At 54.9% G+C, this 16728-nt stretch carries 18 protein-coding genes and 1 tRNA gene; 7 read left to right on the top strand and 12 right to left on the bottom strand.

The window, feature by feature from the left end; all coding sequences use genetic code 11:
• Positions 1–9 precede the first annotated feature (9 nt).
• On the bottom strand, positions 10–1095 hold the full coding sequence (locus tag WA302_RS05380; protein WP_025302327.1) for an efflux RND transporter periplasmic adaptor subunit: 1086 nt from the start codon (positions 1093–1095) through the stop codon (positions 10–12).
• A gap of 145 nt (positions 1096–1240) precedes the next feature.
• Between WA302_RS05380 and soxR the strand changes: the two genes are divergently transcribed.
• Positions 1241–1714, top strand: a complete 474-nt coding sequence (gene soxR, locus WA302_RS05375) for a redox-sensitive transcriptional activator SoxR (protein ID WP_025302326.1) — start codon at positions 1241–1243, stop codon at positions 1712–1714.
• A gap of 47 nt (positions 1715–1761) precedes the next feature.
• Here the strand turns inward: soxR and WA302_RS05370 are convergent, their stop codons facing one another.
• The 8 genes from WA302_RS05370 to WA302_RS05335 form a co-directional block, all read right to left on the bottom strand.
• Positions 1762–2277 (bottom strand): response regulator transcription factor, encoded by a 516-nt coding sequence (locus tag WA302_RS05370; RefSeq protein ID WP_197538605.1) that lies wholly within the window; start codon positions 2275–2277, stop codon positions 1762–1764.
• 91 nt (positions 2278–2368) lie between these two features.
• The gene (locus tag WA302_RS05365; protein WP_049204270.1) at positions 2369–2893 is read right to left on the bottom strand and encodes a hypothetical protein; all 525 of its coding nucleotides are present in this window, start codon (positions 2891–2893) and stop codon (positions 2369–2371) included.
• Between the two features lie 136 nt (positions 2894–3029).
• Positions 3030–4094 carry a fimbrial protein gene (locus tag WA302_RS05360; RefSeq protein ID WP_043143820.1) on the bottom strand — a complete coding sequence of 355 codons (1065 nt, stop codon included), beginning with the start codon at positions 4092–4094 and terminating at the stop codon, positions 3030–3032.
• Between the two features lie 14 nt (positions 4095–4108).
• Complete coding sequence (locus WA302_RS05355; protein ID WP_049204269.1) at positions 4109–6604, bottom strand: fimbria/pilus outer membrane usher protein; 2496 nt, start codon at positions 6602–6604, stop codon at positions 4109–4111.
• Positions 6605–6618: 14 nt separating this feature from the next.
• On the bottom strand, positions 6619–7314 hold the full coding sequence (locus WA302_RS05350; RefSeq protein WP_025302321.1) for a fimbrial biogenesis chaperone: 696 nt from the start codon (positions 7312–7314) through the stop codon (positions 6619–6621).
• Between the two features lie 54 nt (positions 7315–7368).
• On the bottom strand, positions 7369–7965 hold the full coding sequence (locus WA302_RS05345; RefSeq protein WP_369825806.1) for a fimbrial protein: 597 nt from the start codon (positions 7963–7965) through the stop codon (positions 7369–7371).
• Positions 7966–8782: 817 nt separating this feature from the next.
• Positions 8783–8995 carry a hypothetical protein gene (locus tag WA302_RS05340; RefSeq protein ID WP_025302319.1) on the bottom strand — a complete coding sequence of 71 codons (213 nt, stop codon included), beginning with the start codon at positions 8993–8995 and terminating at the stop codon, positions 8783–8785.
• 228 nt (positions 8996–9223) lie between these two features.
• Positions 9224–9311, bottom strand: a tRNA-Ser gene (locus WA302_RS05335).
• A 228-nt stretch (positions 9312–9539) separates the two neighbouring features.
• On the opposite strand from WA302_RS05335, the gene yccA reads away from it, so the two are divergent.
• Entirely contained in the window at positions 9540–10199 is a 660-nt protein-coding gene (yccA, locus tag WA302_RS05330) for an FtsH protease modulator YccA (protein WP_261456187.1), read from the top strand.
• 111 nt (positions 10200–10310) lie between these two features.
• On the top strand, positions 10311–10640 hold the full coding sequence (tusE, locus tag WA302_RS05325; protein ID WP_004928095.1) for a sulfurtransferase TusE: 330 nt from the start codon (positions 10311–10313) through the stop codon (positions 10638–10640).
• 34 nt (positions 10641–10674) lie between these two features.
• On the opposite strand, the gene yccX is transcribed toward tusE, so the two are convergent.
• Entirely contained in the window at positions 10675–10953 is a 279-nt protein-coding gene (yccX, locus tag WA302_RS05320) for an acylphosphatase (RefSeq protein ID WP_049204268.1), read from the bottom strand.
• Positions 10954–11046: 93 nt separating this feature from the next.
• Here yccX and rlmI point away from each other — a divergent pair, with 93 nt between their 5' ends.
• Both rlmI and hspQ read left to right on the top strand, forming a co-directional pair.
• Entirely contained in the window at positions 11047–12237 is a 1191-nt protein-coding gene (gene rlmI / locus WA302_RS05315) for a 23S rRNA (cytosine(1962)-C(5))-methyltransferase RlmI (protein WP_025302317.1), read from the top strand.
• A gap of 60 nt (positions 12238–12297) precedes the next feature.
• The gene (gene hspQ / locus WA302_RS05310; protein WP_004928104.1) at positions 12298–12615 is read left to right on the top strand and encodes a heat shock protein HspQ; all 318 of its coding nucleotides are present in this window, start codon (positions 12298–12300) and stop codon (positions 12613–12615) included.
• A gap of 60 nt (positions 12616–12675) precedes the next feature.
• On the opposite strand, the gene WA302_RS05305 is transcribed toward hspQ, so the two are convergent.
• Positions 12676–13089, bottom strand: a complete 414-nt coding sequence (locus WA302_RS05305) for a CoA-binding protein (RefSeq protein ID WP_025302316.1) — start codon at positions 13087–13089, stop codon at positions 12676–12678.
• 256 nt (positions 13090–13345) lie between these two features.
• On the opposite strand from WA302_RS05305, the gene WA302_RS05300 reads away from it, so the two are divergent.
• Both WA302_RS05300 and WA302_RS05295 read left to right on the top strand, forming a co-directional pair.
• Complete coding sequence (locus tag WA302_RS05300; RefSeq protein ID WP_025302315.1) at positions 13346–14011, top strand: DUF2057 family protein; 666 nt, start codon at positions 13346–13348, stop codon at positions 14009–14011.
• 123 nt (positions 14012–14134) lie between these two features.
• Positions 14135–14593: a methylglyoxal synthase gene (locus tag WA302_RS05295; protein ID WP_016928284.1), complete on the top strand. Its 459-nt coding sequence runs from the start codon at positions 14135–14137 to the stop codon at positions 14591–14593.
• A gap of 33 nt (positions 14594–14626) precedes the next feature.
• Here WA302_RS05295 and helD read toward each other — a convergent pair whose 3' ends face one another.
• Complete coding sequence (gene helD / locus WA302_RS05290; RefSeq protein WP_149570469.1) at positions 14627–16681, bottom strand: DNA helicase IV; 2055 nt, start codon at positions 16679–16681, stop codon at positions 14627–14629.
• Positions 16682–16728 lie beyond the last annotated feature (47 nt).

Genomic DNA, 16728 nt, shown 5'->3' with positions numbered 1-16728 from the left:
GGTCTCTCCTCAGGAACCGGCCGGGGCGGCGTTCAGGGTATCCTGCGCCACCGGCTCGGCCGCCATGCCGTCGCTCAGCTTGAGCTGGCCCGAAGTCACCACCCGATCGCCTTCCTGCAGGCCGCTGACTATCTCGACGCGCCCGTCGTTGCGCTCACCCACGGTGACCGAGGCGCGCTTGACCGTCATGCCCTTTTCACCCTGCTGCGCCAGAAACACGGTATCGCCGTACGCCGTATAGGTCAGTGCCGTTTCCGGCACCGTCAGCACCGCCACGCGTTGCCGCTGCGTGACGCGAATGCCCGCGTACATGCCCGCCTTCAGCAATCCCTCACGGTTGCTCAACGTCGCCTGTACCTGCACGGTGCGGGATTTGCCGATCATCGGGTCGATAGCGGTAATGGCGGCGGGGAAAGCGCGATCGGGATACGCCCCAACCTGCACCGACACCGCCTGCCCCAACGCCAGCCCGGCGCTGCTTTGTTCGTCCAGCGAGAAATTGACGCGCAGCGTATCGGCGTCCACCAGGTTCGCCACCGCCTCGGCGGCGTTGAGGTATTGCCCTTCATGCACGCGGCGAATGCCGATGGTGCCGGAGAACGGCGCTCGGACCGCCTTTTGCGCAATTTTGGCCTGCGTTTCCTGCACCGCACCGAACGCCATATCCCGCTCGGCCAGCGCGTCGTCCAGCTGTTGCCGCGCGGTAGCGTTGAGGTTCATCAGCTTGCGCATGCGCGCCAGCAGGAGATCGGCATTGCGCAATTGCGCCTGCAGGCGCACCAGCTCAGCCTGTTCAACCGCATCGTTAAGCTGCACCAGCAGTTGCCCCTGCCGCACCGTTTGGCCGGATTCGAACAGAATGCGTGTGATGCGGCCGCTGGTCTCTGCCGCCACTTCCACCTGGCTGGCCGCCTCCAGCTCGCCCACGCCGGCATAGCTGCGTGCCGCCTGCTCACGCAGGGCGGGCGCCAGCGCCACTTTAACCGGCGGATAGGCCGGTGCGCCTTCGCTTTGTCGCGCGGTGGAACGCATCGCAACGGCGGCGACGGCGAGTGCCGCCAGCAGCGCGGCAATAATGAGGTATCGTTTCATCATGTAACGGTTTCTTCCTGATTTTACAGCCAAAGCCATCCTTCCCCCGACGCAGCGCAGGGAGGTGACGAGAGATACCGGTTGCCAAGCCCGGCTGGCTGCACTATAAAACCTCAGGTTAACTTTAGGTCAAGTTGAGGAAGACAAAATGGCAAGAAATGAACCGATTGACGCCAATCGGCTATTGACCGTTGGGGAAGTGGCGAAACGCAGCGGCGTGGCGGTATCCGCGCTGCACTTTTACGAAAGCAAGGGGCTAATTCAGGCGATGCGCAACGCCGGTAACCAGCGCCGCTACACGCCTGTGGTGTTGCGCTACATCGCGGTGATCAAGATCGCGCAAAGCGCGGGCATTCCGCTGGAGGAGATCCGCGCAACACTGGGGCGTTTTCCCACCGGCAGCAAGCTAACCGCCGAACAATGGGGAATTTTGTCCTCCTCCTGGCGCAAAACGCTGGATGAACGCATACAGCGGCTGACGGTGCTGCGCGATCATCTCGACAGCTGTATCGGCTGCGGCTGCCTGTCCCTCGCCGACTGCCCGCTGCGCAACCCAAACGATATTTGGGGCCAACAGGGTGCCGGTGCGCATATTTTCGAACGCCCGGCCGATCATGGGTGAGCAGATGCTCTCCCTGCGGGCCAACGCACCCGCCTGTGGAATAGCGATTACACTCGCTCATCCGCTGCCAAAATGAACTGATGAAAACGTTGAATCTCCAGCTTACGCATGGCGTTCATTTTATGCTGGCTGACGGTTTTCTCGGAAATACCCAACGCCTTAGCGACGCCGGTATTCGGTTTTCCCGCCAGCAGCATGGCCAACACCGAAAGCTCGCGCGGCGACAGGCTCTGCCCTTTGCAGCTCGCGGTGAACATTTTTATCGCCTCAACGAACGTCGTAAGACCGATGTTTTTTTTCAGACAGTTAAAATTCGCCAGGCGCGGCGTTTCCACGCCGGTTAAGACGATCGTATTGTCAGGCCTGTCGATAATATGCGATAAGAAATTCATAACCCGACAGATAGACGAGAAAGAGACGATGACCACTTCTGCATGACAAGACATGGCATGTAATCCACGACGTGCAGATGAATGCAGACCAATAACTTCAACGCCCTCCAACGACTTCAAGATCTGCGATATGCCATAGAATAAATAGTAATCATCAGAAAATATAGCCACTCGCACAGGATCACCCCATTGCTATTTGTCATGGGCGCGTTTTTAACAACGCCCCCATGGCAGTCATGCCAATTAACTTTATTGGTTCGACTTACTTAAGTGAAGAACATAATGAGATCAGCAATGCAGACAGCGATGAAAGATATTTTTCATCCAAATTCATAATGCCATCTTCACTGTATTTTACGTTATTATCTAGAATTTCATGAATACTCTCGACGGCGCATACGGCATCCTTCCAAACTACACGCCGCCCGAAAGGTGAAGCGCCGAGATATTGCGCGCTTTGGCGAAAAGCAACGATAAAATCGCGCAGTATATCGAGCACAATCAATACTTCCTCCCTGCTGACACACCGCTTCATTTGCACTTTATCCAAGAAAACGCTGAGCGTGCTTTGTAAGGAAAACAGGCTCTTGAACAACCCGCCGGCGATATCCTTCGGTGTTTTCACGCTGGTTGATATGACAAAAGGGAGCTCTCCATGCTGTGAAATATATTGATAAAGCCCATTTATCGCCGTCGTCGGCTTAATATCCAAACCGCGAAGAATGACATCAACCTCATCTTTTAGCGATTTTTCCACTTTGACACCGATCTGGATTTGTTCCGTCATACAATTCATCCTCAACATAGAGATCCGGATTAAACACCAATATTATTCAAGTAAATAATATTCGCCACCAATTACCATGTTAAGATTTTTCTTATATGTGGCAACCTGTTTTTTATTATTAAAAATAACAAAAGAATCATTTATATATAATGTTAAGCGTGGCCGATGTATTAATTCCCCCACTGCTCATTGTGGTGGGGCTGTAAGGATAATAATAGGCCGCCATGCCGATGGAAAATTGCGCATCCAAGGCATTGCCGGTTCCCACATGAAATAATGAAGTCGCCGCACCAGGTGCCACGCTGGAGAGCGACAGCGTGACGGGATTATTAGGCGAAGCCGTCTTGACCAGCCGGATGCCAATGCCTTTTGCCGCCTCAGGGCTTTTATCTATCAAAACCGTATTATCTGAAGCCAACAGATTATTGCTGGATAAAAACATATTGATATCCCGATCGGCCGTGCCGCCGCTTTGCCGATTCTGACAGCTGAAATTCAGTGTAAAGGGCGTCAGGCCATTTTGCGCCCCCTGAGTAATCTGCGATATCCCCAACGTCGGCAACTTCACTGCCAGGCCGGCATTGTCGAAAGTGCAGGTCGTCATCTTGGGCGCATACTTGATGGTCATCGGCTGTCCGTACATGTCGCGCTGATCGTAAGGCCAATTGAAGCCGTTGAGCAGCCAGGTCAAGATCTTCACCAACTGCTTGGCGGGCCACAAAATGATCTCCAGCAAAGACATCCCGCTCAGATCGGTCACGAACATCACGTCCTTAAGGCTAACCGTGTCGCCGGGTATCGATGTGCCCGTCTTGCTGACCAGACTGAAACGGATATTCATCGGCTGATTCAATTCCGAAGCGGAGTGCGATCCCCAACCGCTAAGCTTTTTGTTGGCGATGTCGTTGGTTATTTCCGCGCGTATCCAATATTTACCGCTGTTGAATCCCAGAATTGTCGCCTTCGTGCTGTCGGTTGACAGGATACGCGTATAGCCGAATTCGCTGCTCGAGGTTGAACAGCTAAATGAACCGCTGTATTGCGTATAAAAACTGCCTTCCCAGACCGGTGTCTTATCGCTGAGCTTATCCGACAAATCGACGTAGATCGGCGGCGCATATTGGATGCCATTGCCGTAGCATGAAGCGTAACTGTAACCGCTGAACAATAGGGACAGCGTCAGTGCGAGTATCCTGAGCATGGTGTAATTATCCTTTATCGACATGTGTTGGCTGCGCTGTCCATCGATATTTTCGGGCGTTCAATCTTGCAGACACCGTCATTCAGCCTGACTTCCAGCGACGTTGGCTGCTGTTCAACCCGTAGATACAGGACGCTGGCCTGCCCGACGAAGCCAATGGCATTCCCACTTTGATCCGCCACCTCCGCACCAAATGGCAGGGGTTTATTGCCGCGCTTAAAGGCGCGCAGCGTATAAGGCCGACGCTGATCGGTTTCAAATCTCAAATAGTTGACGGCGCCGGCATAGGGCACACTGTTGGCGATATTGCCGACGATCTCGGCGCCGGAGCTGTTGCCGGTATCCGACAATGTCACGGAGTTTTGCCGGTAAGGCGTGGCGTAAGGCACCAAAGCCAGCCCTTCGTCGTTAGTGACGATGCTCTCGTCGCCGTTCACCATCAGCCCTTTGGCCTTGGGCGCGTCCACCACCATCATGGTGTTGCCCATTTCGTTGGACGCTAGCAAATGCCAAGGGATCGCCACCAGGCTGCCGCGGGCGCTCATGCCCAATTGTCGATAGTCTGATGATTCACTGTAGGAGCCGCCGACAGTCGTCGCGTTGGCGCGATAGGCGGCATTCACGCTCGCCATGCTGTTGCCGCCGCTTTGATTGCTGCCGGCAAGCGCATAACTCAGACGGTTTGATTCCAGCGCATTGCCGCTCAGGCTCAGCGAGCTTTGCTGATAGTGCGAATCGGTGGCGGATAAGCTGGTGCTGAGATAGGCATTGTTGTCGAACATCGACAGCGGCACGCTCAGAGAGAGATAAAACCGCGTCTCTTCTTTGCGATCGGAATTTCTCACGCGACTCGCGGAAATGTTGTAACTGACGCGCGAGAAGGCGTTTGAATACCCGAGCTGGTATTCCCGGCTTTTATTCGTATCCGACCAATAATCGCGTTGGGTGCCGGAGAAATAGAGCGTGCCCCACCCGTCTGCGAGCCTCTGGTTCAGGTTCAAATTGAAGGTATTGCGTGGACGAGCGGCGCGAACGGCGTCCCAGGTATTCAAATCCAACGGGGCAAGCTCATCGTCATCCCGATCGTTCCAATAATCGTGAAAACGCTTGTCACGCTCGCGGTAACCCTGATGGGTGTAGATGGCATCGTTAAAGCTGTAATAACCTTTGGTCGAATAACGGTATGCCGCCAGCGTGAAGTTTGTTGCGGTAGCGTCCAAAAACTTGCTGTAGGCGATCCGAAAACTTTGCCCATTTTCATTGCGATCCTGCAAATGCGTCGAGGCCTGAGTCACATCGACGGATACCGCGCCGAACGGCAGATTCCAGCCACTGCCCAGCAGCCAGGCGTGATAGTCCTCGCTGAGGATCGTACCGACGTAACCGGTGACCAGGTTATTGAAGCCATACTGCAGCGTGCCCTGCACGAAAGCAGGCGCATAGTCGGTATCCGCCTGATTGACCTTACCGGCCACCAGGCCGTATTTGCTGACACCCTGCTTCAACATGTTGGGAACGGCGGAAAACGGTACGGTAAAGGATTGTTCCCGCCCGTCGGCTTCCTTGACCACGACCAACAGATCCCCCGCAGAGCCAGTCGGCAATATGTTATCCAGCGTAAAGGAGCCCGGCGGCACGTTCTCCTGATAGATGAGGTTGCCGTTTTGCAATACTTTCACCAGGGCATTGCTCTGCGCCACGCCCCGCACTATCGGCGAAAAACCCTGCTGCGAATTGGGCCGCATGTTGATATCCGAGGCTAAAGCGCCGCCCCGCACCCGAATCGAGTCGAACAAGTCCCCCGGCGAATAGAAATCGCCCATCGTCAGGTTCGATTTGATGGCGGCGAAGCCACGCTGCACATAGCGAGTATTATTTTGCCAATCGCTGCCCTGTCGCGAACTGCTGCGGAAATTGCTGCTGTCTCTGAATTGCCAACCCGCCAGATTGATCCCCGATTCCAAACCGGTATAGAAATCGTCGTTTGACGCCTTGTCGCCCTGCAACGACTGCACGTGGTAATAGGTGGCGTTATAGGCCAGCAGCAGCGCAGGCACGCCGCGATCCCAAAATTTGGCGTCAACATAGCCGGCCTCTGCGCGAATCACTCGCGACTGAGGCACCGTCAGCTTAAGGCTCAACGTCCCCACGTCGAAGTCGGCCCTTCCTCCTTGCACCAACGTTTGGACGGGGATCGGTTCCTTGTCCCCCCCGATGGACAAACTACTCATATCGATGCCCAACAGGGCGGCGTCACGATGGGCGATGCGAATATCGCCTTTATGTTCGCCGAACTGCAACGAGAACCGCCCTTTCCAACTCTGGTTGACATACACGTCGACCGTTTGCGTGCCTGCCGGCATGTCATTATTGAGGTAAAAACGCGACAGGTCGGATTCGCTGGACGCGCCGGCCAATAGAGAAGTGTCGAATTTCATCGCCGAGGCTTTATTTAACGGAATGAATACAGATGCGGTCAGTATCGAAAGCAATTTTAGTTTAAGCTTCATGGCCGTTCTTCACGTTAGCGGGCTGTAATGGCTTTAGATTTATAAGCCCCCAGGTCGTCGATATAGAGCAGGGTGTAGGGAATGTTCCGGCTCACACCAACTTTGGTCGGAACAAAGAGGCTGGAATATGGCCCGACCATCACTGAGTCAATCAACAGATTCTTTTTGCCTTTCTGATCAACATTGGCCAACGTAAAAAAGTAAGGACCTTTGTTGATAACCTTAAATCCCTTCCCTGCCGCCTGGAGTTCAATGAAGTCGGTGATGTTATTTGCGCTGCCGGTTAACCCTGCCGGGCGATAAAATAGCTTGATGCGCGATTTGATGGCTAATTGCAGCGTATTGACCCCTTGCAAATTTTCCGGCGTAGGCGGGATATCCAGCACATTCAAATAAAATACCGACTCACGACCGCCGGGGAGCGCCGCGCCCATTTTTTGTATGCGTAATTGCTGGCCATTATTTCCGGCAACTTTTACAACCGGCGGGGATAACAAGAACGGCACGTTTGCCGTTTCAGGCGTCGAGTTGATATCACCATCATCAATCCATGCCTGCACCAGTGCCGGATCGTCACCATTGTTGACTAACTGAACGATAACATCCTTGTTTTTTTCCGGATAAATAACGCGCGTTCCATTAATTACAATATTGGCATCGGCGCAAAAGCTGCTGAGAAACAATCCAGCAAAGATTAAGCACTGTTTCATAGTCACCCCAGATGCCAGGCCTTTGCCTTGGGCACAGGCCTGGCTTAATTGCAATTACAGGTAAGAAATGGTGTACGTCACGTTGGAACTCAATTCCCCCACTTTTGCTTCCAACGCATTGGTCTTGTAGTAATAGGCATCCAGCGTCAGCGTTTCGGCATCTGGCGCCGTTTTATCGCCTTTGATCTTGGTGACATAAGGCACGTTCAACGGAATCGGCGTGGATGAACCCGGCTCGGCCAGAGAAAAACCGACGTTTTTCGCTACGGCGGCGTCGCTTTCATTCACGGAGCTGTTCAGCAGATATTTTCCGTCGGTAGAGATATTATTCGCCGAAGAGAAGTAGATCTTCAGCGGCGTACCGGCCGTTCCCGCCGCCGGCGTGCAGCCGGAGAACGTCAGCGAGAAAGATTTCTTGTTTTTGGTGATGGGGCCGACAACGGTGCCCGCATCCGTCACGGAAATCGGGCTGAGCGCAACGGTAAAATCGGCGCTTTTCCCGCCATTGATGGTACAAGTGGTATCCGTAACGGCACCGCTAAACGAAATAACGCCACCGGCGGAATTATCTGCCGCCGTTGCGCCCACAGATGTTAACGCGGCAGCCAATACCGCCAAAGAGATGCCTTGCTTAATCATAATAAACCCCATTACTTTCTTCGCTGAGAGAGCATATATAAAATGACCTACACCATTAAACCGTTTAGAGGCTAACGAAGCTTAGGCAATAGCAGAGTATTGACAGCATCCTGCCATCTAAAAGTTTATATGTGGCGGTATATATTTATATATATCCAAGTGTATTCTAAAAGATATCCGGCAATGGGAAAAATCTCATTCACCGCCAGATGCAGAACATATTAATTCCAAAGACAAAAAAAATGCAACATCGAATCAAATAATTTTCATGACCATAAAAAAACGAATCGCGCAATGAGCGGAAAGATACGCGCCTTAAAAGAGTGAGTACGACAGGATACTTGCTGCGCAGGTTAAATAAATGTCGCCGTTTCCTCATAAAGCGCTTGTGGCATAAAAACAAAAAACCATTGAAATAAAAAGAAAAAAACACATAAAGAAAAATCTTAGATTCCTTCCCCCCTTCTCCTCCCACGTAAAGTTTAGTTTTCCTCTACCTTAAAAATTTTCCGACCCACCGCTATAGGAGCAGCCCGAAAATGCGACACTCTTTGCATATCAATATCCAGATACACAAAAAACAGCGCCCACACTTTTCTTCGTTCAGTCGATAAGGCTGAATTCTTTCAGAGAAAAATATACCCTCCCATATAAATATAAATCCCACTTTTAAAGTAGATTTTAAAATATACCGAAAGGTAATTCATTTAAATAAATCGCCGTAAGGGTAAAGCAAGATAGGGGAAAAGGGCTGCATCTCAAGTAACGGCAGGAATAAAAAACCCGAGCGCCACAGGCTCGGGTTTATAGCAAAACACACATTTGGCGATCAGAGCGGCTTTTCAGTCCGTACAATGCCGTGATTCTTCATCACTTCTTCCATCGTAAGGCTATCGTCATACGGCGTCTCATCCACCACGACGTCTTGCGGACGCACATAAGGTTTGGTCGCGCGTTTGAACATCCACCACCACACGAATACCAGGAAAGCGCCGGACTTCAGAAAGATCATGGTCCATAAGGCGACTTGATACCAGTTCATCTCTGTCTCCATTGAGCATTAAGCGAAAATAGATAAGGCGGCGTTGATTATCGCGCCGGTCACGCCTGACACGAGCAGGCACCCGAGCAGCCAACCTTGATAAACGCATAATCTCACCGATGCGTGGCCCTTATCAATAGCCGATCGCGTTTCCTGGAAAGGCGCTCCGTTTTCTCCGCACGCAAAAGCAAAAAACCCCGTGCTCAGAGAGCACGGGGTCAGAATGTATGGCGGAGGAGCAGAGATTCGAACTCTGGAACGGTTTCCCGTCGACGGTTTTCAAGACCGTTGCCTTCAGCCACTCGGCCACCCCTCCGCAACGACGCGCACTATAAACAGACCTTATTCGCTTGTAAAGCCCGGGCGCGTTCAACCGCGCGAAAAATCAGCGAAGGCGCGGCAAACGGCGAACAAACACGCGTCCGCATCCCCGCTGTTGCCGTAATGATAACTAAGGGTAAAGATTGGTAAACAAACTTTAATCAACCGCTTGCGCTGCCTATTATCGGGATTATTTTGTGATGGCTTGATAAGAGAGAGCATTATGGACCGCATTGTCGTCTCATCTTCTTCGCGCGACTCGCTGCTCAGCACGCATAAAGTCCTGCGCAACACCTATTTCCTGTTATCCCTGACCCTGGCCTTCTCAGCCCTGACCGCCATCGCCAGCACGATGCTGGGGCTGCCGGCGCCGGGCTTGCTGCTGATGCTGGTTGGCTTCTACGGCCTGATGTTCCTGACCCATAAACTGGCCAACAGCCCAGCGGGCATCTTGGCGGCGTTCGCGCTGACCGGTTTCATGGGATATGCCCTCGGCCCAATCCTCAGCTCGTTCCTGAACGCCGGTGCGGGCGACCTGATCATGCTGGCACTGGGCGGCACCGCAGCCGTGTTCTTCTGCTGCTCGGCGTATGTGCTGACCACCCGTAAAGACATGTCGTTCCTGTCTGGCATGATGATGGCCGGTTTTGTGGTGCTGCTGGTGGCGGTGATCGCCAACCTGTTCCTGCAGATCCCTGCCCTGCACCTGGCTATCAGCGCGCTGTTCATCCTGTTCTCCGCCGGCGCGATCCTGTGGGAAACCAGCAACATCATTCACGGCGGCGAGACCAATTACATTCGCGCCACCGTTAGCCTGTACGTGTCGCTCTACAACATGTTCATCAGCCTGTTGAGCATTCTGGGCTTCGCCCGCAGCAACTGATCGCGTGTTACACCTGCCTTTCAGGCCCCGCTCCAGCGGGGCTTTATTTTTTGCGGCTGAAAAAATTTGCTAAACTGGCGGCCGTTCCGAATTATCCGTTATCGAGGCAGTATGTTGGAGTTTGAAGGTCAGGTTATTGACACTGACGCGCAGGGCTATCTGAAAAACAGCGCCGACTGGCATGAAGGCCTGGCGCCGCTGCTGGCCGCGCAGGAAGAGATCGTGCTCACCGAAGCACACTGGGAAGTGGTGCGCTTCGTGCGCGACTTCTATCAGGAATTTAATACCTCACCGGCTATTCGCATGCTGGTCAAAGCGATGGCACAGAAATACGGCGAAGAAAAAGGCAACAGCCGCTATCTGTATCGCCTGTTCCCGAAAGGACCGGCCAAACAAGCCACCAAGATCGCCGGGTTGCCCAAACCGGTAAAATGCATCTGACCGCTCCGCCCGCAGCGCCGCTGCAGGCGAGCGTTTAATAGCGAATGCCGAACCCATCGTAGTCAGCCACGCCGTGTGGCTCCACCAGCACGCGTTCGACGCGCGCGCTGCGCGGGCCGCCCTGTTTCAACCACTCCACCAGCCTATCCACCTGCGCCTGAGTGCCGCAGGCCACCACCTGGACACTGCCGTCATCAAGGTTGCACGCATAGCCGGCCACCCCCAACGCCTCGGCCTGCCGCTGAGTGGAATAGCGAAACCCCACCCCCTGCACCACGCCATACACATACGCAGCAATGCAAACTTGTGTCATAATCGCCCCCTTAATTAAGTTTTCGTTATGGCATTGCCGTGCCTTTGCACCGCCGTGTCACTCTTTCTATCCTAGCTGGCAGCATTATTAATTATGACCGTACGCCTGTTTCTCGCCAAAGGACGTGAAAAGTCCTTACTCCGCCGTCACCCTTGGGTGTTCTCCGGTGCCGTTCAACGCGTTGAGGGCAAAGCCCACTCCGGTGAAACCATCGACATTCTCGACAGCCAGGGCAAATGGCTGGCTCGCGGCGCCTATTCGCCCGAGTCGCAGATCCGCGCACGCGTCTGGACTTTCCAGCAGGATGAAGAGATTAACATCGATTTCTTTATTCGCCGCCTGCAGCAAGCGCAAAGCTGGCGCGATTGGGTCGCACAGCGCGACGGTCTGGACGGATACCGTCTGATCGCCGGCGAATCCGACGGCCTGCCGGGCATCACTATCGATCGCTTCCAGAATTTCCTGGTGCTGCAGCTGCTGTCCGCCGGTGCCGAATACCAGCGCCCGGCCCTGCTTTCCGCCCTGCAGCATTGCTACCCGGAATGTTCGATTTACGATCGCTCCGACGTTGCGGTGCGCAAAAAAGAAGGCCTGCCGCTGGCGCAGGGCCCGGTGCTGGGCGATCTGCCGCCGGAACTGCTGCCTATCACCGAGCACGGCATGAAACTGCTGGTGGACATTCAGCAAGGGCACAAGACCGGTTTCTACCTCGACCAGCGCGACAGTCGCCTGGCGGCGCGGAACTACTCTGCCGGCCGCCGGGTGCTGAACTGCTTCTCCTACACCGGCGCCTTCGCCGTTTCCGCTCTGATGGGCGGCTGCGCACAGGTGATCAGCGTGGATACCTCGCAGGCAGCGCTGGACATCGCCAAACAGAACGTCGAGCTCAACAAGCTCGATCTGAACAAGGCGGAGTTCGTTCGTGATGACGTGTTCCAACTGCTGCGCAACTACCGCGCTCAAGGCGAAAAATTCGATCTGATCATCATGGATCCGCCTAAATTCGTCGAGAACAAGAATCAGCTGGCCAGCGCCTGCCGCGGTTACAAGGACATCAACATGCTGGCGCTGCAGTTGCTGAATCCAGGCGGCATTCTGCTCAGCTTCTCCTGCTCCGGCCTGATGCCGACCGACCTGTTCCAGAAAATTTTGGCCGATGCCGCTGTAGATGCCGGACGTGATGTACAATTTATAGAACAGTTCCGCCAGGCTGCCGATCACCCGGTGATCGCCACGTATCCTGAGGGGCTGTATCTGAAAGGCTTCGCTTGTCGGGTGATGTAACTTGAAATGCGCTGCCTTGCCCCCATATATGAGCAAGGCATTGTTTCTCAGGAGGTCATCATGATTGCCAGCAAATTCGGTATCGGACAACAGGTTAGGCATAAACTGCTGGGGTATTTGGGCGTCGTGATCGATATCGACCCGGAATACTCTTTAGAACAACCCAAAGCTGACGAGATAGCGGCGAACGACGAACTGCGTTCCGCCCCTTGGTACCACGTGGTGATGGAGGACGAGGAAGGCCAACCGGTGCATACCTATCTGGCGGAAGCGCAGCTGGATGGCGAGCCCCAGGAAGCGCACCCCGAGCAACCATCGCTGGATGAACTGGCGGAATCCATCCGTCACCAGTTACAGGCGCCACGTTTGCGCAATTGACCGCGCCAAGACCTGAGAAACCCCGAGAGGGCCCGGCATCGCGCCAGGCCCTTTTTTTATTTAGCGCTCCAGCCCTAAACGCGGGATTTCGATTTTCGGGCAGCGATCCATCACCACCTGCAGCCCGGCCTGTTGCGCCAGCTCCGCCGCCTGATCGTTAATCACGCCGATCTGCAGCCACAGCGCCTTGGCGCCGATCGCTATCGCCTCTTGCGCCACGCCGTAAGCCGCCTCCGAATTGCGAAACACATCAACCATATCCACCGGCTGTGGGATAGCGGCCAGCGTGGCATAAACCGGCTGCCCCAGCAGCGTCTGCCCCGCCAGTTTTGGGCTGACCGGGATCACTTGATACCCTTGCGCCAACAGATACGCCATCACCCCATAGCTGGGCCGCGACGGGTTATCGCTGGCGCCCACCAGCGCGATGGTTTTCACCTGCTGCAACAGCTCAACAATCTCTTGATCTTGCATCTTCAACTCCCGTTTATCACTGCGTCACTTTCCATTTCGAGTGTAACCGATCGGCATTCGCTCGGTTAAACGCTAATGCGAAGGAAACTTCACCGCAATCTTATGGTCAGAGGCTGTCGCGGTTCAGCTGCGCACGGTCGTGTCTAAACGCGATAAAATATGTAAAAATGTAAACAAAATACCCGATTGAAAAATTTTGACACAACCTATGCCGTGTTCAACACTTAGAGCTACGTCACTTTATAAGGAGATAATGATGAAATTTGGTCTGGTGGTTGCGGCGTTGCTCAGCATCAGTATGCCTGCCGCGGCTACGACCCTGAAACTCTCCCCGGACATCGACCTGCTGGTGGTCGACGGCAAGAAAATGACAGGTTCGTTGTTAAAAGGCGCCGACAGCCTTGAACTGGACGGCGGGCAGCACCAGCTGCTGTTTAAAGTGACCAAAACCGTACGTTCCGGCCAGCATACACAGGCCTATACGTCCCTGCCGCTGGTTGCCACCTTCAATACGCAAAAGATTAGCCAAGTGGCGATCGAACTGCCGCGCATCGAGAACGATCGTGATGCGCAACGCTTTGACAGAACGTTGAATTATCTGGTGGTCGATAAAGACGGCAACGCCCTGCCGTTCCGACATGATGCGCTGCATCCCGACAGCGTCACCTTCAATACCGATTTGGAAAAGGTGATGACCGATTACAACCGCCAGAACCGCCCGGCCTCCGTTCCGGCCTTTGTTCAGGCGAACGCAGGCAATCCCTCAGCCCTCGCGTTGGCCGGCGCGCCGCTGAACGCCCCGACGGTAACGTTGAAAGGTGAAAACGTGTCGGAACAGATGTTGCAATACTGGTTCCAACAGGCCGACAAGGAAACACAGAAACGTTTTCTACGCTGGGCCAATAAACAACCGATTCGCTGATCCCTTCCGGCGTCTTTCCCCGTAAAGGCGCCTTTTCTTCGCATTTTCAGGCGCAAACGCTAGGCAGTGAAAAACAGTTTCAGTAATCTGTCGCACATCCCCCGATGAGCGAAGGACACCGAGATGGAATTGACTACCCGCACTATCGCCGCGCGCAAACACATTGCGCTGGTGGCGCACGATCACCGCAAACAGGCCCTATTGGAGTGGGTAGAAAGCCACAAGACTATTCTGGCGCAGCACCAGCTGTACGCCACCGGCACCACCGGTAATCTGATCCAGCGCGCCAGCGGCATTCCCGTCACCAGCATGCTGAGTGGCCCGATGGGCGGCGATCAGCAGGTTGGCGCACTGATTGCGGAAGGCAAGATAGACATGCTGATCTTCTTCTGGGACCCGCTGAACGCGGTGCCGCACGATCCGGACGTGAAGGCGCTACTGCGGCTGGCGACAGTATGGAATATTCCGGTGGCCACCAACCGCTCGACCGCCGATTTTCTGATCGACTCTCCGCTGTTCAAAAACGAGGTGGAGATCGCCATCCCCGACTATCAGCGCTACCTGCAAGACCGCCTGAAATAATCCTCACGGCCTGGCTGGCGCCAGGCCTGATGCCTACGGTTTTTTCTGCACCGGTACGCCAAGATCCTGCAGGTGTTCGACGAACACCGAAGGGCGTTCACGATCCTGCAACAGCCATACCTGATGTTTGGCGCGCGTCAACGCGACATACAATAGACGGCGCTCTTCGGCATCCGGGAAATCCTCCGGCTGCGGCAGTAGCACCTCTTCCAACACCGACTCGCGCGCCACGGCGGGGAAGCCGTCACGCCCCTCATGTAAACCGGCAATGATGACGTATTCCGCCTGCTGCCCTTTGCTGGCGTGGATGGTCATAAACTCCAGATCCAGCTTGGGCCAGCGGGTGCCCGCCTTCGCCAGCGCTTCCGGTTTCAGATGATGGTAACGCGCCAGCACCAGGATGCGCTCATCCGGCTTGGCGTAGCCGCTCAGTTTATCCAGCAAGGGCTCCAGCTGCTCGTGCGGCAGGATCGCCACCGACTTTTTATTGCCCTTGCTCAAGCTGTTGAGCGGTTTTTTCAGCTGGTGCGGGTTTTGCTGCACGAACCGGTTGGCCACCTCGCCGATACGTTCATTGAAGCGATAGGTGGTATCCAGCGCGCACTGCGCGCCTTCGCCGAAGTTCGTGGCGAAGGCCGTGGTTAACGTCAATTCTGCGCCGCTAAAGCGATAAATCGCCTGCCAGTCATCCCCCACCGCAAACAGGCAGGTCTGCTTGTTCTGTCGGCGCAATGCCGCCAGCAACAGCGCACGCTGCGGTGAGATATCCTGAAACTCGTCGACCAGAATATGTTTCCACGGGCTGACGAAGCGCCCCTTGTCGAGAATGTTGACCGCCTGATGGATAAGGCCGGAGAAGTCCACCGCCCCTTCCTCTTTCAAGGCGCTTTTCCAGGCTTTCAGCAGCGGCGCCATCAGCCGGATACGTTTTGAGAACAGATCGCGGATGTCTTCATCCGCCTGCTCAATCATTTCCGACTGGCTGCCGCCGTGCATGCGCATCAGCCCCAACCAGCGTTCCAACCGGCTTGCCAGGCGATCCGCCAGGCGCTTATCCTGCCAGAAGTCGCCTTCCGGCACTTCCCATTCCAGCTCTTCGGTCAACCATTGACGCCACCCCTTGGCCTGCGCTTTCTTCTCCGCGCACTGTTGGCGCCAATGGGTAATCAGCAGCTCTTTGCGCGCTTTGGCATCGGTTTCCAACCGGCTGATGGCCGGGGCCTTGCGGCTGCCTTGTTGAATGATTTGCAGCGCCAAGGCATGGAAGGTCTTGGCCTGAATGCCGACATCACCCAAACGTTCTTTGATGCGGTCGTTCATCTCGCCAGCGGCCTGGCGGCCGAAAGCCAACAGCAAGATTTGGCCCGGCTGCGCTTCCTGACGGCGCAGCAGCCAGCCGGCGCGCGCCACCAGCACCGACGTTTTGCCGCTGCCGGCCCCCGCCAATACCAGAACGGAATCCTCGCCGTTGACCACCGCGCGGCTCTGGGAGTCATTGAGCGGTGAGCTTTCGACGGTCTGGAAGAAGTCGTGATGTTGCTCCAGCATGCGATCGGTCCACTGCCGGTTGCGTTGTTCGACGCTGCGTAACCCCTGCTGCAGCCATTGCAGACACAGTTGGTAATCGGCCCGGCAGTTATCGAATTCCTCCAGACGCGTCACCGGCATCGGCAGCGCGGAGAAAGCCTCACGGATTTGCTGTTGCAGCTTGTCCAGCTCAGACTTTTTGAACCATTTATCTTGCTGCTCTATGCGCTGAATCTGTGCCACCTGCTGCTGCAACACGCCGGCACTGACCTCACTCATTTCGGCGCTCCACTGCTGCCACGCCTGCTGCAGATAGTGATAAAAACGCTGCGTTTCCTGCCATTCGGTGCCGTGCAGCCGCACCACTTTTTCGTCCGGCAATTCAAATTCCAGCTCGCCCCAGACGATGCCGCGCTTGCACCTGACCTGAATCAGTTGATTGAAGGGGATCAGGTATTCATGTTTTTCCCCGCTCACCTCAACGCCGGCGTGCAGCAACCGCACGCGGTTATAAGGGTGCTGAGCCAGGTGTTTCCCCAGCGATGTCGCTTTAAGTTCCATATCGTCGCGCCATGACTATGTTGAGATTAAATAACGGATATCTGCCA

This window comes from Serratia sp. 201 (assembly GCF_037027545.1).
Taxonomy (GTDB): Bacteria; Pseudomonadota; Gammaproteobacteria; order Enterobacterales; family Enterobacteriaceae; genus Serratia; species Serratia bockelmannii.
This window is presented reverse-complemented; position numbering and strand designations above follow the sequence as displayed.

Bases quoted from the DNA above. Each gene is read 5' to 3' on its own strand.
- WA302_RS05340 (WP_025302319.1), bottom strand. From the start codon at position 8,995: ATGAACTGGTATCAAGTCGCCTTATGGACCATGATCTTTCTGAAGTCC.
- WA302_RS05355 (WP_049204269.1), bottom strand. From the start codon at position 6,604: ATGAAGCTTAAACTAAAATTGCTTTCGATACTGACCGCATCTGTATTC.
- WA302_RS05345 (WP_369825806.1), bottom strand. From the start codon at position 7,965: ATGGGGTTTATTATGATTAAGCAAGGCATCTCTTTGGCGGTATTGGCT.
- WA302_RS05360 (WP_043143820.1), bottom strand. From the start codon at position 4,094: ATGCTCAGGATACTCGCACTGACGCTGTCCCTATTGTTCAGCGGTTAC.
- tusE (WP_004928095.1), top strand. From the start codon at position 10,311: ATGTTGGAGTTTGAAGGTCAGGTTATTGACACTGACGCGCAGGGCTAT.
- WA302_RS05350 (WP_025302321.1), bottom strand. From the start codon at position 7,314: ATGAAACAGTGCTTAATCTTTGCTGGATTGTTTCTCAGCAGCTTTTGC.
- WA302_RS05380 (WP_025302327.1), bottom strand. From the start codon at position 1,095: ATGATGAAACGATACCTCATTATTGCCGCGCTGCTGGCGGCACTCGCC.
- yccX (WP_049204268.1), bottom strand. From the start codon at position 10,953: ATGACACAAGTTTGCATTGCTGCGTATGTGTATGGCGTGGTGCAGGGG.
- helD (WP_149570469.1), bottom strand. From the start codon at position 16,681: ATGGAACTTAAAGCGACATCGCTGGGGAAACACCTGGCTCAGCACCCT.
- rlmI (WP_025302317.1), top strand. From the start codon at position 11,047: ATGACCGTACGCCTGTTTCTCGCCAAAGGACGTGAAAAGTCCTTACTC.
- hspQ (WP_004928104.1), top strand. From the start codon at position 12,298: ATGATTGCCAGCAAATTCGGTATCGGACAACAGGTTAGGCATAAACTG.
- WA302_RS05295 (WP_016928284.1), top strand. From the start codon at position 14,135: ATGGAATTGACTACCCGCACTATCGCCGCGCGCAAACACATTGCGCTG.
- yccA (WP_261456187.1), top strand. From the start codon at position 9,540: ATGGACCGCATTGTCGTCTCATCTTCTTCGCGCGACTCGCTGCTCAGC.
- WA302_RS05305 (WP_025302316.1), bottom strand. From the start codon at position 13,089: ATGCAAGATCAAGAGATTGTTGAGCTGTTGCAGCAGGTGAAAACCATC.
- soxR (WP_025302326.1), top strand. From the start codon at position 1,241: ATGGCAAGAAATGAACCGATTGACGCCAATCGGCTATTGACCGTTGGG.
- WA302_RS05300 (WP_025302315.1), top strand. From the start codon at position 13,346: ATGAAATTTGGTCTGGTGGTTGCGGCGTTGCTCAGCATCAGTATGCCT.
- WA302_RS05365 (WP_049204270.1), bottom strand. From the start codon at position 2,893: ATGACGGAACAAATCCAGATCGGTGTCAAAGTGGAAAAATCGCTAAAA.